This is a genomic window from Pseudomonas entomophila L48, from assembly GCF_000026105.1.
Lineage (GTDB): Bacteria > Pseudomonadota > Gammaproteobacteria > Pseudomonadales > Pseudomonadaceae > Aquipseudomonas > Aquipseudomonas entomophila.
Map to the genome: position 1 here is coordinate 1,440,808 of NC_008027.1, position 13,226 is coordinate 1,454,033.

Genomic DNA, 13,226 nt, shown 5'->3' on the forward strand with positions numbered 1-13,226 from the left:
TGCGGAGAACCCTGATGAGCGAATCCACCGACCGCGACGAACGCCACCTGGCGCGCATGCAGCGCAAGAAGGCGATCATCGACGAGCGCATTGCCAATTCCCCCAACGAGTGCGGCCTGCTGCTGGTGCTGACCGGCAATGGCAAGGGCAAGAGCAGTTCGGCCTTCGGCATGCTTGCCCGTGCCTTGGGCCACGGCATGCAGTGTGGCGTGGTGCAGTTCATCAAGGGCCGCAACAGCACCGGCGAGGAGTTGTTCTTCCGCCGTTTCCCCGAGCAGGTGCGCTACCACGTGATGGGCGAGGGTTTCACCTGGGAGACCCAGGACCGCCAGCGCGACATCGCCGCCGCCGAGGCCGCCTGGGCCGTGTCGCGCCAACTGCTGCAGGATCCAACGATCCAGTTCGTCGTGCTCGATGAATTGAATATCGCCCTCAAGCACGGTTACCTCGACCTCGACCAGGTACTTTCGGATATCCAGGCGCGCCCGCCGATGCAGCATGTGATCGTCACCGGCCGCGCAGCCAAGCCCGAGATGATCGAACTGGCCGATACCGTGACCGAGATGGGCATGCTCAAGCATGCGTTCCAGGCCGGTATCCGCGCGCAGAAGGGCGTCGAACTGTGAGTGACGCTCGCCACTGCCCGGCGGTACTGATTGCCGCGCCGGCTTCCGGCCAGGGCAAGACCACGGTCACCGCCGCCCTGGCCCGCCTGCACCGCAACCTTGGGCGCAAGGTGCGGGTGTTCAAGTGTGGGCCGGACTTCCTCGACCCGATGATCCTCGAACGTGCCAGCGGCGCGCCGGTCTACCAGTTGGACCTGTGGATGATCGGCGCCGATGAGAGTCGCCGCTTGCTGTGGGAGGCGGCCGGTGAGGCCGACCTGATCCTGATCGAAGGCGTGATGGGGCTGTTCGACGGCACCCCGTCGAGCGCCGACCTGGCGCGCCACTTCGGTGTGCCGGTGCTGGCGGTGATCGACGGCACGGCGATGGCCCAGACCTTCGGTGCCCTGGCCCTGGGGCTGGCGCGTTACCAGCCCGACCTGCCGTTCGCCGGCGTGTTGGCCAACCGGGTCGGCAGCCTGCGTCATGCGCAGTTGCTCCAAGGCAGCCTGACCGAGGGGTTGCGCTGGTACGGCGGGCTGTCCCGCGAGCGCGGCATCGAATTGCCCAGCCGTCATCTCGGCTTGGTGCAGGCCAGCGAGCTGAATGACCTGGATACGCGCCTGGATGCCGCCGCCGAGGCACTGGGTGCCAGTTGCGATGCGGCCTTGCCGCCACCGGTGGGGTTTGCCGCGCCGGAGCGGGCAGGTAGCGAGGCTTCACTGGCCGGAGTGCGCGTTGGCGTGGCCCGCGACGAAGCCTTCGCCTTCACCTATGGCGCCAACCTTGAGCTATTGCGCAATCTTGGCGCACAGATCGAATTCTTCTCGCCGCTGCATGACCGTGAGCTGCCAGTAGTGGACAGCCTGTACCTGCCAGGCGGCTACCCGGAGCTGCATCATCATGCCCTGGCGGCCAATGCGCCCATGCTTGAGGCGATCCGCAGCCACCATGGGCAAGGCAAGCCCTTGCTGGCCGAATGCGGTGGCATGCTTTATCTGCTCGACGCGCTGACTGACGTGGCGGGCGAGCGGGCCCCGCTGCTCGGCCTGCTGCCGGGCGAGGCGACCATGCAGAAACGCCTGGCGGCGCTGGCCCTGCAAGCGGTCGAGCTGCCGGAAGGCACCCTGCGCGGGCATACCTACCACCACTCGCTGACCGAGACGGTGCTCGAACCGATTGCCCGTGGCCTGAGCCCCAATGGCGGGCGCGGCAACGAAGCGGTCTACCGCCTGGGGCGCTTGACCGCGTCCTACGTGCATTTCTACTTCCCTTCTAACCCCGATGCGGCGGCGGCGCTGCTGCGACCATGAACGAACATGCCTACAGCGAGGCCGAGCGCGCGGCCATCTACCGCGCCATCGGCGAGCGTCGCGACATGCGCCATTTCGCCGGTGGCGAGGTCGCGCCGGAGCTGCTCGGCCGGCTGCTGGCCGCCGCTCACCAGGCCCCCAGCGTCGGCTTGATGCAGCCATGGCGTTTCATCCGTATCAGCCAGCGCGACCTGCGCACGCGCATACAGGCGCTGGTGGAAGAGGAGCGCGTGCGTACCGCCGAGGCGCTGGGCGAGCGCGCCGATGAGTTCATGAAGCTCAAGGTCGAAGGGATCAGCGACTGCGCCGAGGTGCTGGTAGCCGCGTTGATGGACAACCGCGAGCCGCATATCTTCGGGCGCCGCACCCTGCCCGAGATGGACCTGGCCTCGCTGGCCTGCGCCATCCAGAACCTGTGGCTGGCGGCCCGTGCCGAAGGGCTGGGCATGGGCTGGGTTTCACTGTTCGATCCGCAGGCTTTGGCTGAGCTGCTGGGCATGCCGGCAGGCGCCAAGCCGGTGGCGGTGCTGTGCCTGGGGCCGGTGAGCGAATTCTACCCAGTGCCGATGCTGGTGCTGGAAGACTGGGCTGAGCAACGGCCGTTGCATGAAATGCTCTACGAGAACCAATGGGGAGACCGGCCATGAGCGTGGCCCTGCTGACGGTCGCAGGCGTGGCCCTGGATGCCTTGCTCGGCGAGCCGAAACGGCGGCATCCGCTGGTGGGCTTCGGCAACCTGGCCAAGAGCCTGGAGCGGCGCTTCAATGCCGGCGGCCGTGGCTGGCGCAGCCACGGCGTCAGTGCCTGGTTCCTGGCCGTGGTGCCACTGACCCTGGTGGCGTTGATCCTGTCCTGGCTGCCCTATATCGGCTGGATCGTCGATGTGCTGGCACTGTACTGCGCGCTTGGCCTGCGCAGCCTGGGCGAGCATGTACTGCCGGTGGCCCAGGCATTGCGCCAGGGCGATCTCGAAGAAGCGCGGCGACGGGTCGGCTACCTGGTCAGCCGCGAAACCCGCGAGCTGGACGAGCCCGCCGTGGCCCGGGCGGCCACCGAATCGGTGCTGGAGAACGGTAGTGATGCCGTGTTCGCCGCGCTGTTCTGGTTCGTGATCGCCGGAGCACCCGGTGTGGTGCTCTATCGCCTGAGCAACACCCTGGATGCCATGTGGGGCTATCGCAATGAGCGCTTCGAGCGCTTCGGTTGGTGCGCGGCGCGGATCGACGATGGGCTCAACTATATTCCCGCCCGGCTGGTGGCGCTGACCTACGCGCTGCTGGGCAAGACTCGGCTGGCCCTGAGCTGCTGGCGCCGGCAGGGACCGCAATGGGACAGTCCCAACGCCGGCCCGGTGATGGCATCTGGCGCGGGCGCACTGGGCGTGGAACTGGGTGGCCCGGCGGTCTATCACGGCGAGTTGCATGAGCGCCCTCGCCTGGGGGACGGGCCGATGGCCGATGCCGACGCCATCGGGCGTGGCTGGAGCCTGGTGCAGCGCGGTGTGTGGCTGTGGTTGCTGGTGATCTGCCTGGGAGGCTACGTGAATGCTTGAGCACGGTGGGCGCCTGCTGCGTGCGGTAAGACACTACGGGATCGCCCGTGAACACTGGCTCGACCTGTCCAGCGGCATCGCCCCGTGGAGCTACCCGATCCCCGCGATTGCACAGGATGCCTGGGCGCGCCTTCCGGAAACCGAGGACGGCCTGGAAGAGGCGGCGCGGCAGTACTATGGCGTACGCCAGTTGCTGGCGGTAGCCGGCTCCCAGGCGGCGATCCAGGCGCTACCGCATTTACGTGCGGCAGGCCGGGTCGGTGTGCTGTCGCCGTGTTATGCCGAGCATCCGCATGCCTGGCAGCGCGCCGGGCATACGCTCGTCGAACTGGACGAAGCCCAGGTGGAGGACGCGCTCGACAGCCTCGATGTGTTGCTGCTGGTCAACCCCAACAACCCCACCGGGCGCCGTTTCCCCCGCGATCAATTGCTGGCCTGGCACACGCGACTGGCCAACAGGGGTGGCTGGTTGCTGGTCGATGAAGCGTTCATGGACAACACGCCTGAACACAGCATCGTCGACTGCGCCGAGTGCCCCGGGCTGATCGTGTTGCGCTCGTTCGGCAAGTTTTTCGGGCTCGCTGGCGTGAGGCTTGGCTTCGTGGCCGCCGAAACGGCACTGTTGCAACAGCTGGCCGACCTGCTGGGGCCCTGGACGGTCAGCGGCCCGACGCGGATGATCGGCCAGGCCTGCTTCGCCGACATCGTCGCGCATCAAGGGCAGATCGAACGGTGTGCGCGGGCCAGCCAGCGCCTGGCCGCCATGCTGCAAAGCGCCGGCCTGGCGCCGAGCGGTGGTTGCGACCTGTTCCAGTACGTGCGCAGCGAACGCGCCGCGCATCTGCATGATTTTCTCGCCCGGCGTGGCATCCTCGTCCGCTTGTTCGAGCAGCCTCCCGCCGTGCGCCTGGGCCTGCCCGCCAGCGCGGCGGACGAACAACGCCTGGCCCAGGCCCTGGCGGACTACCAGAAGGATTCGGCATGACCACCCTCATGGTGCAAGGCACCACCTCCGATGCCGGCAAGAGCACGCTGGTCACCGCCCTGTGCCGCTGGCTGTTGCGCCAGGGTGTCGCCGTGGTGCCGTTCAAGCCGCAGAACATGGCACTCAACAGCGCGGTGACCGCCGACGGCGGCGAGATCGGCCGGGCCCAGGCGGTGCAGGCCCAGGCCTGTCGGCTGGCGCCGCATACCGACATGAACCCGGTGCTGCTCAAGCCCAACAGCGACACCGGCGCCCAGGTGATCGTGCACGGGCGCGCGGTCACCAGCATGAACGCCGTGGCCTATCACGACTACAAGGTCATCGCCATGCAGGCGGTGCTGGCTTCCCATGAACGCCTGCGCCAGGCCTATCCGGTGGTGATGGTGGAGGGGGCCGGCTCGCCCGCCGAAATCAATTTGCGCGCCGGTGATATCGCCAACATGGGTTTCGCCGAGGCCGTCGACTGCCCGGTGATCCTGATCGCCGATATCAACCGGGGTGGCGTGTTCGCCCATCTGGTCGGCACCCTGGAGCTGCTGTCGCCGAGCGAGCAGGCGCGGGTCAAGGGCTTTGTCATCAACCGTTTCCGGGGCGATATCGCCTTGCTGCAACCGGGCCTGGACTGGCTGGAACAGCGCACCGGCAAGCCGGTGCTGGGCGTGCTGCCCTATGTCACCGACCTGCACCTGGAGGCCGAGGACGCCATCGACGTGCGCCAGGCGGTCAAGGGCGAGCGTGTGCTCAAGGTGATCGTCCCGGTGTTGCCACGCATCAGCAACCACACCGACTTCGACCCCTTGCGCCTGCACCCGCAGGTGGACCTGCAGTTCATCGGCCCGGGCCAGCCGATCCCGCCCGCCGACCTGATCATCCTGCCCGGCTCCAAGAGCGTACGCGCCGACCTGTCGCAGCTGCGCGAGCGGGGCTGGGACAGTGCCATTGCCCGGCACCTTCGCTATGGCGGCAAGCTGATCGGCATCTGCGGCGGGTTGCAGATGCTCGGTCATGAAGTGCATGACCCGCTGGGCCTGGAAGGGGCGGCAGGCTCCAGCGCGGGGCTCGGCCTGCTCGACTACAGCACCGTGCTGGAAGCCGAGAAGCAGCTGCGCAATGTCGCCGGCACCCTCGGCCTGGAGCAGGCGCCGGTGTCCGGCTATGAGATCCATGCCGGTGTCACCCACGGCCCAGGCCTGGAGCATCCGGCCGTCCAGCTGGACGATGGCCGCAACGATGGCGCCATCAGCGCCGACGGCCAGATCCTCGCCACCTACCTGCACGGGCTGTTCGAAGGCAGCCAGTCGTGCGCCGCGCTGCTGCGCTGGGCCGGGCTCGCGGATGCCCAGGCCATCGACTACGAGGCCCTGCGCGAGCGCGATATCGAGCGCCTGGCCGACCTGGTGGAGCAGCACCTGGATACTGAACGCCTGCGCCAACTGTGCGGGGTGACCGCCGATGCGTAGCCTGATCCTCGGCGGTGCCCGCTCCGGCAAGAGCCGCCTGGCCGAACAGTTGGCCACGGACAGCCGCTTGCCGGTGACCTATATCGCCACCAGCGAACCCCAGGACGGCGAGATGAGCGAGCGTGTGCGCCTGCACCGCGAACGCCGCCCGACCGACTGGGGGTTGATCGAGGAGCCCCTGGCCCTGGCCACCGTGCTGCGCGCCGAGGCCGCTGAAGGGCGCTGCCTGCTGGTGGATTGCCTCACCTTGTGGTTGACCAACCTGCTGATGCTCGAAGATGACCAGCGCCTGGCCCAGGAGCGCGATGCGCTGCTCGACTGCCTGGAGCAACTGCCCGGCACGATCATCCTGGTCAGCAATGAAACCGGCCTGGGCGTGGTACCCATGGGCGAACTGACGCGACGCTATGTCGACCATTCCGGCCTGCTGCACCAGGCCGTGGCCGCGCGCTGCCAGCGCGTGGTGCTCACCGTGGCCGGCCTCCCTCTCATGCTCAAAGGACCTGCTCTATGACCCAGATGTGGTGGCGCGATGCCTGCCAACCCCTCGACACCGCCGCCATGGACCAGGCCCGTGCCCGTCAGCAGCAGCTGACCAAACCCACCGGCTCCCTCGGCCAGCTCGAAGGCCTGGCGATTCGCCTGGCCGGGTTGCAAGGGCGGGAGCGCCCCACCGTGGAACAGGTGGCAATCACGATATTCGCCGGTGACCATGGCGTGGTGGAGGAGGGCATCTCTGCCTATCCCCAAGCCGTGACCGGGCAGATGCTGCGTAACTTCGTCTCGGGTGGTGCGGCGATCAGCGTGCTGGCCCGCCAGTTGGAAGCAAGCCTGGAAGTGGTCGACCTCGGCACGGTCGACCCGTCGCTGGACCTGCCGGGCGTGCGCCATCTGCGCTTGGGCGCGGGGACTGGCAACTTTGCCCGTCAAGCAGCAATGACCGACGCCCAGTTGGCTGCCGCCTTGCAAGCGGGTCGCGACAGCGCCCTGCGTGCGCTCGAGCGGGGTGCCCAGCTGTTCATCGGCGGCGAGATGGGCATTGGCAACACCACGGCCGCCGCCGCCCTGGCCTGTACGCTGATGGGGTGCCCGGCGCGTGAGCTGAGCGGGCCAGGTACCGGCCTGGACAGCGCCGGTGTGCGGCACAAGGCCGAAGTGATCGAACGTGCCCTGGTGCTGCACGGCCTGCGTGCCGACGAGCCGCTGCGTGCCTTGGGCCATGTCGGCGGTTTCGAGATCGCCGCGCTGGTGGGCGCCTACCTGGCCTGTGCCCAGCACGGGCTGGCGGTGCTGGTCGATGGCTTCATCTGCAGCGTCGCTGCCCTGGTGGCGGTGCGCCTCAACCCGCAGTGCCAGCCTTGGCTGCTGTTCGCCCATCAGGGGGCTGAGCCTGGGCACAAGGCCTTGCTTGCCGCCTTGCACGCCGAGCCGCTGCTGGCCTTGGGGCTGCGCTTGGGCGAGGGCAGTGGCGCTGCCCTGGCCGTGCCGCTGATTCGCCTGGCCTGTGCCCTGCACGGGCAGATGGCGACCTTCGCCGAAGCCGCGGTGGCGGATCGCCCGGCATGATCCTCGACCTGCTGCGCCACGGCGAGACAGTGCTTGGTGGTGGCCTGCGTGGCAGCCTGGACGATGCCCTGACACCGCTAGGCTGGGCGCAGATGCGCCAGGCGGTGGCCGAGGCCGGCCCTTGGGATGTGCTGGTCAGCTCGCCGCTGCAACGCTGCGGGTTGTTCGCTGATGAGCTGGGCGCACGCCTGGGGCTGGCGGTGCAGCGTGAGGCGGATGTGCGCGAGCTGCATTTCGGTGACTGGGAAGGGCGCAGCGCCGCGCAGATCATGCAGGCCGAAGCCGATGCCCTTGGCCTGTTCTGGAGTGACCCCTATGCGTTCACGCCGCCCGGCGGCGAGCCGGTGCTGGCGTTTGCCGAACGGGTACAGGCGGCAGTCGCCAGGCTGGCGCGTCAGCATGCGGGCAGGCGTGTGTTGCTGGTCACCCATGGTGGCGTGATGCGCCTGCTGCTGGCACAGGCCCGTGGTTTGCCACGAGAGCAACTGCTGCAAGTCGAAGTCGGGCATGGCGCGTTGAAACGGCTGGTCTGCGAAGGCGACCAGTTGCGCGAGGTGGATTGAGATGCTGCCGTTCTGGATCGCCTTGCAGTTCCTCAGCAGCTTGCCGGTACGCCTGCCAGGCATGCCAACACCGAATGAGATGGGCCGCTCGCTGCTGTTCTATCCCGTGGTCGGGCTGCTGTTCGGCTTGCTGCTGTGGCTGGCCAGCCATCTGCTTCAGGGGGCGCCGGCGCCGCTGCATGCGGCATTGCTGCTGGCGCTGTGGGTGCTGCTCAGTGGTGCCTTGCACCTGGATGGCTTGGCCGACAGCGCCGATGCCTGGCTGGGCGGATTCGGTGATCGCGAGCGCACCCTGCAGATCATGAAGGATCCGCGCAGCGGGCCGATTGCCGTGGTCGTCCTGGTGCTGGTGCTGTTGCTGAAGTTTTGTGCGCTGTGGGTGCTGGTCGAGCGTGGTACGGGGGGCTGGTTGGTGCTGGCGCCTGTGGTCGGGCGGGCGGCGATGTTGGGTTTGTTCATGGGCACGCCCTATGTGCGCAAGGGTGGATTGGGGGCGGCCTTGGCCGAGCACCTGCCGCGCCGGGCCGCTGGGTGGGTGCTGCTGGGCAGCGTGCTGGGTTGCGTTGTGCTGGGGGGCTCGCCCGGGCTTTGGATGCTGCTGCTGTCGCTTGGGGTGTTCTTGTGGCTGCGGCGGCTGATGTGCAAGCGATTGGGCGGTACCACCGGTGACACGGCCGGGGCGATGGTGGAGTTGCTGGAGCTGGCGGTGTTAGTGGGCTTGGCGTTGATGGTCTGAGCTTGGTGGGGCAGTACCGGCCCTTTCGCCGGCAAGCCGGCTCCTACAGGTGATATGCACTTGCCGGCGAAAGGGGCGTTGCCTGCTGATACTTCGGAAGTTTCCGTGGGTAGCCTGGCTTATCCTCGGACGTCTCTTCTTTTTGCCTGGAGTACTGCATGCGCCACTGGATCTTCGCCTGCTTGCTGGCCCTCGGCGCGTCTCCGCTGAATGCCGCAGACCTCATCGACTTCTGGAGCACGCCACGCCACGGCGGCAACAGCTTCAATCGCCTGCCGCCCGACCAAGCCTATTTCGATGCGCTCAAGGGTTATGGCGCCAGTTGGGTGCGGCTCTCCTACGACAAGTGGCGCCCGGCCCGGCGTGATTTTCTGCTGGGCGATGCCGACGATTACCAGGGGCTGGTCGAGGCCGATCTGAAGCAACTGGTTGCTGTGCTCGACCGCGCCCATGCTGCTGGCCTCAAGGTCGTGATCACACCACTGTCGCTGCCCGGCATGCGCTGGGCGCAGAACAACCACGGCCAGTTCGACGATCGTCTGTGGCAGGACAAGCGCTTCTGGGAACAGTCCGCGCGCTTCTGGCGTGACCTGGCTCGGGCATTGAAAGACCATCCCGCCATCGCTGCCTACAACTTGGTGAATGAGCCGGCTCCGGAGAAGCAGGGCGGCCTGGTCGAGCATGCCGATCCTGGGCAGATGAAACGGTGGTATGCCCAGCACAAGGGCAGTGCACGTGACCTGCCGGCCTTGTACCGGGAACTGCTGGCGGCGGTGCGTGAAGCTGACAGCAAGACTCCGGTGATGCTCGATGCGGGCTGGTACGCCGCCGCCGATGCCTTCAATTACTGGCCCGAGGCCCTGGACGATCCTCGTGTGCTGTACAGCGTGCACATGTACGAGCCCTATGCCGCGACCAGTGCGCCGAACCTGGCCCGTGAACACCCCTATAGATATCCCGGGGCGGTGCCCTTTGCCGGGCAGACGCAGCAGTGGGGGGCGAAACGGGTCGCGGACTACCTGCGCCAGCCCCTGGCCTGGGCTGACGAGGCCAAGCTGCCGCGTTCACGGCTGGTGGTCGGCGAGTTCGGCTGCATGAGGCGGCTCCCCGGCTGCAGGCAGTACCTGGAGGATGTGCTCACGGTGCTCGACCGTGAACAGCTGCACTGGGCGTTTTACAGCTTCCGTGAGGACAGCTGGGATGGCATGGACTATGAGCTGGGCACGGCCAAGGTACCTTGGCGCTATTGGCAGGCCGTCGAGCAGGGCCTGCCTGATCCTGTCGAACGCGAGGCCACAACGGCATTCGAGCCGATTGCCCGACGCTTGCGGCCTTGATTGCCATTCTGAAACTTCTTGCAACATGCAAATAGCGGGTATATACACGTATTTATGCTGACCAGTGAATGCATCTGCACCCATCTGCGCCGTGCCGCCCGTGGGGTGAGCCGCCACTATGACGAAGCCCTTGCCGGCTTCGGCATCAATGTTGCCCAGTTTTCGCTGCTGCGGCACCTGCAGCGGCTCGACCGCCCCAGTATCACCAGCCTGGCCGAAGCCATGGGGCTGGAGCGCAGCACCCTTGGGCGCAACTTGCGGGTGCTCGAGGCTGATGGGCTGGTGCAGCTGGCTGAAGGTGACGACCAGCGTAACCGCGTGGTCCTGCTCAGCGAACTAGGCAGGGCGCGGTTGGAAGCAGCGCACCCGGCCTGGGCGCAGGCCCAGGCACAGCTGGTCGAGCAGTTGGGCGAGGGGCAGCGTGACGCGTTGGTACGGATGTTGGAACACCTGGCGTGATTCATCATGATTAAAAGCGGGTATATACCCGCATAAACCTTGCGATGTGCTGGAGAAAACGACAATGACTTCCGTGTGGCGGACCAGCGGGTGGGTGTTACTGGGGGCGGCGCTGATCCTGGCGTTGTCACTGGGTGTGCGGCATGGTTTCGGCCTGTTCCTGGCGCCGATGAGTGCCGACTTTGGCTGGGGGCGTGGCGTATTCGCCTTTGCCATCGCCTTGCAGAACCTGATCTGGGGTCTCGCCCAGCCATTCTCCGGGGCCCTTGCCGACCGCCTTGGCGCGGCGAAGGTAGTGATCATCGGCGGTATTCTCTATGCTGCTGGGCTGTTGCTGATGGCCGTGTCCGACTCGCCTTGGTCGCTGTCCCTGAGCGCCGGCCTGCTGATCGGTATCGGCCTGTCCGGCACTTCATTTTCGGTGATTCTCGGTGTGGTGGGGCGCGCGGTGGCGCCGGAAAAGCGCAGCATGGCCATGGGGATCGCCAGCGCGGCGGGGTCGTTCGGCCAGTTCGCCATGTTGCCGGGTACCCAGGGGCTGATCCAGTGGTTGGGCTGGTCGGCGGCCCTGCTGGTGCTGGGCTTGCTGGTGGCGTTGATCGTGCCGTTCGTCAGCCTGCTGCGTGATCGTCCGCTGCCCAGCCAGGGTGTTGAGCAGACCCTTGGCCAGGCGCTGCGCGAGGCCTGCACGCATTCCGGTTTCTGGTTGCTGGCCCTGGGCTTCTTCGTCTGTGGTTTCCAGGTGGTGTTCATCGGGGTGCACCTGCCGGCCTACCTGGTCGACCAGCACCTGGCGGCGACCACTGGCACCACGGTGCTGGCGCTGGTGGGGTTGTTCAATATCGTCGGTACCTACACGGCGGGCTGGCTCGGCGGGCGCATGTCCAAGCCGCGCCTGCTGACGGGGCTTTATTTGCTGCGTGCGGTGGTGATCGTGCTGTTCCTCTGGGCACCGGTCACTCAGTTCAGCGCCTACTTGTTCGGTATCGCCATGGGCCTGCTGTGGTTGTCCACGGTGCCGTTGACCAATGGCACCGTGGCCACGCTGTTTGGTGTGCGCAACCTGTCCATGTTGGGCGGCATCGTGTTCCTGTTCCATCAGTTGGGCGCGTTCCTGGGCGGCTGGTTGGGGGGCGTGGTGTATGACCGGACTGGCAACTACGACCTGGTCTGGCAGATCTCGATATTGCTCAGCTTGCTGGCGGCCGCTTTGAATTGGCCGGTGCGCGAGCGCCCGGTGGCGCGCTTGCAGGCCCAGGCGGTATGAACCGTTTGCTGGGGCGGGCACTGCTGGCCCTTGCCGCGCTGCTGGTGTTGGCCTTGGTCTGGTGGGGCTGGCAGAAGGGCGGGTTGGCGTTGATGCAGTTGGGCATGAGCCTGTGTTAGGCGCTACCCTGCACCTTCAGGGATTGTCTTGCAGGAGAACTTCATGATGCGTGCATGCTGGCTGACGATACCCGTGCTGGCCCTGATGGCCGCCACCTCGAGCTGGGCGGCGGATTGCCCGGCACTGCTCCAGGGCAGCCTGCCAGAGTTGCGGGGCAAGGAGCAGATCGACTTGTGCGAGCGCTTTGCCGGCAAGCCGCTGGTGGTGATCAACACTGCCAGCTATTGCGGGTTTGCCCCGCAGTTCGAGGGGCTCGAGGCGACGTACAAGGATTACCACGGCAAAGGGCTGGAAATGCTCGGGGTGCCGTCCAACGATTTCAAGCAGGAAGATGCCGATAGCGACAAGACGGCCAAGGTCTGTTACGCCAATTATGGTGTGACCTTTACCATGACCAAGGCGCAGCCGGTGCGGGGTAAGGATGCGATTCCGTTGTTCGTCGAGTTGGCTCGGCAGAGCAGTGCGCCTAAGTGGAATTTCTACAAGTATGTGGTGGATCGGCGGGGGAAGGTGATTGGGAGTTTTTCCAGTTTGACCAAGCCGGATGATCCGGCGTTCAGGGCGGCCATCGAGAAGGCGATCGCTTCGCCGCTTTGATTGTTTGGCTGTTTGGCTGTTTGGCTGTTTGGGTTTTGGGCTTGTTGAGCATATCCATTGGCGATGGCGACGCTGAGTCACCTTTCCGCCCTTACGGCGGGTTACTTTGGTCTTGGCCAAAGTAACCAAAGCCGCTCGCTCCATCATACGGCCCCTACGCTACGCTTCGGGGTCCCTTCGCTCCGGCGCCTTCCGGGCCCGCGCGGCCTACGACTTGCTGCGCAAGTCTACATCTCGCGCCTTCGGCTAACGCCGAAGGGTGCTGCGCACCTGGCCCTCCAGACGCCTGCGCTCAGCCTCCTGAAGTCGCGAAGTTACGGGCGGCGCCTGGGCAGGCGCAGCTGTCGCTAGTTGTTTATTCGTGACCTCAAGTACGCATTCGCCGGCAAAGCCGGCTCCTACCGGACGGTGCACGCCGCTCCATTGTAGGAGCCGGCTTTGCCGGCGAACCAATGGTACAAACACCCCATCCATTGCAGCATTACGTAGCTATCAAGCTCTTTGCTCTTTGCTCTTTACTTCTGCGAGCGCGTAGCGCCTCGCCCGGCTTTTGATCTTGATGCGCGGTAGTCCAGGCGCCGCCCATTGCGACTTCAGGAGGCCGAGCGGAGTTCTTGCGTAGTGGGGCGACGGCCATGGATGGCCGTCGAGCGCTGCGCCCCAGGA

The 13,226-nt window shown here is 66.4% G+C and carries 15 protein-coding genes; all 15 read left to right on the plus strand.

The window, feature by feature from the left end:
* The first annotated feature begins 14 nt into the window (after positions 1–14).
* The 15 genes from cobO to PSEEN_RS06470 all read left to right on the plus strand — a co-directional run bounded on the left by cobO (position 15) and on the right by PSEEN_RS06470 (position 12,560).
* Positions 15–626 carry a cob(I)yrinic acid a,c-diamide adenosyltransferase gene (cobO, locus tag PSEEN_RS06405; RefSeq protein ID WP_011532671.1) on the plus strand — a complete coding sequence of 204 codons (612 nt, stop codon included), beginning with the start codon at positions 15–17 and terminating at the stop codon, positions 624–626.
* A complete protein-coding gene (locus PSEEN_RS06410) occupies positions 623–1,918 on the plus strand; it encodes a cobyrinic acid a,c-diamide synthase CobB (RefSeq protein WP_011532672.1) in 1,296 nt (431 codons plus the stop codon). The genes cobO and PSEEN_RS06410 overlap by 4 nt, the downstream gene beginning before the upstream one ends.
* Positions 1,915–2,565, plus strand: coding sequence for a 5,6-dimethylbenzimidazole synthase (gene bluB / locus PSEEN_RS06415; RefSeq protein ID WP_044487808.1), 651 nt, complete (start codon positions 1,915–1,917; stop codon positions 2,563–2,565). The genes PSEEN_RS06410 and bluB overlap by 4 nt, the downstream gene beginning before the upstream one ends.
* Entirely contained in the window at positions 2,562–3,470 is a 909-nt protein-coding gene (gene cbiB, locus PSEEN_RS06420; protein ID WP_011532674.1) for an adenosylcobinamide-phosphate synthase CbiB, read from the plus strand. The genes bluB and cbiB overlap by 4 nt, the downstream gene beginning before the upstream one ends.
* Positions 3,463–4,455, plus strand: coding sequence for a threonine-phosphate decarboxylase CobD (gene cobD, locus PSEEN_RS06425; protein WP_011532675.1), 993 nt, complete (start codon positions 3,463–3,465; stop codon positions 4,453–4,455). Before cbiB ends, cobD begins: the two co-directional genes overlap by 8 nt.
* On the plus strand, positions 4,452–5,915 hold the full coding sequence (locus PSEEN_RS06430; RefSeq protein ID WP_011532676.1) for a cobyric acid synthase: 1,464 nt from the start codon (positions 4,452–4,454) through the stop codon (positions 5,913–5,915). The genes cobD and PSEEN_RS06430 overlap by 4 nt, the downstream gene beginning before the upstream one ends.
* Positions 5,908–6,429, plus strand: coding sequence for a bifunctional adenosylcobinamide kinase/adenosylcobinamide-phosphate guanylyltransferase (gene cobU, locus PSEEN_RS06435; protein ID WP_011532677.1), 522 nt, complete (start codon positions 5,908–5,910; stop codon positions 6,427–6,429). Before PSEEN_RS06430 ends, cobU begins: the two co-directional genes overlap by 8 nt.
* On the plus strand, positions 6,426–7,481 hold the full coding sequence (cobT, locus tag PSEEN_RS06440) for a nicotinate-nucleotide--dimethylbenzimidazole phosphoribosyltransferase (protein ID WP_011532678.1): 1,056 nt from the start codon (positions 6,426–6,428) through the stop codon (positions 7,479–7,481). Before cobU ends, cobT begins: the two co-directional genes overlap by 4 nt.
* On the plus strand, positions 7,478–8,044 hold the full coding sequence (locus PSEEN_RS06445; protein WP_011532679.1) for a histidine phosphatase family protein: 567 nt from the start codon (positions 7,478–7,480) through the stop codon (positions 8,042–8,044). The genes cobT and PSEEN_RS06445 overlap by 4 nt, the downstream gene beginning before the upstream one ends.
* A gap of 1 nt (position 8,045) precedes the next feature.
* Entirely contained in the window at positions 8,046–8,780 is a 735-nt protein-coding gene (locus PSEEN_RS06450) for an adenosylcobinamide-GDP ribazoletransferase (RefSeq protein WP_011532680.1), read from the plus strand.
* 158 nt (positions 8,781–8,938) lie between these two features.
* Positions 8,939–10,117, plus strand: a complete 1,179-nt coding sequence (locus PSEEN_RS06455) for a glycoside hydrolase family 5 protein (RefSeq protein WP_011532681.1) — start codon at positions 8,939–8,941, stop codon at positions 10,115–10,117.
* Positions 10,118–10,171: 54 nt separating this feature from the next.
* Positions 10,172–10,576, plus strand: coding sequence for a MarR family winged helix-turn-helix transcriptional regulator (locus tag PSEEN_RS06460; protein ID WP_011532682.1), 405 nt, complete (start codon positions 10,172–10,174; stop codon positions 10,574–10,576).
* Between the two features lie 64 nt (positions 10,577–10,640).
* On the plus strand, positions 10,641–11,843 hold the full coding sequence (locus PSEEN_RS06465) for an MFS transporter (protein ID WP_011532683.1): 1,203 nt from the start codon (positions 10,641–10,643) through the stop codon (positions 11,841–11,843).
* Positions 11,840–11,962, plus strand: coding sequence for a hypothetical protein (locus tag PSEEN_RS27085; RefSeq protein WP_011532684.1), 123 nt, complete (start codon positions 11,840–11,842; stop codon positions 11,960–11,962). Before PSEEN_RS06465 ends, PSEEN_RS27085 begins: the two co-directional genes overlap by 4 nt.
* Before the next feature lie 46 nt (positions 11,963–12,008).
* Positions 12,009–12,560: a glutathione peroxidase gene (locus PSEEN_RS06470; protein ID WP_011532685.1), complete on the plus strand. Its 552-nt coding sequence runs from the start codon at positions 12,009–12,011 to the stop codon at positions 12,558–12,560.
* The last annotated feature ends 666 nt before the right edge of the window (positions 12,561–13,226 follow it).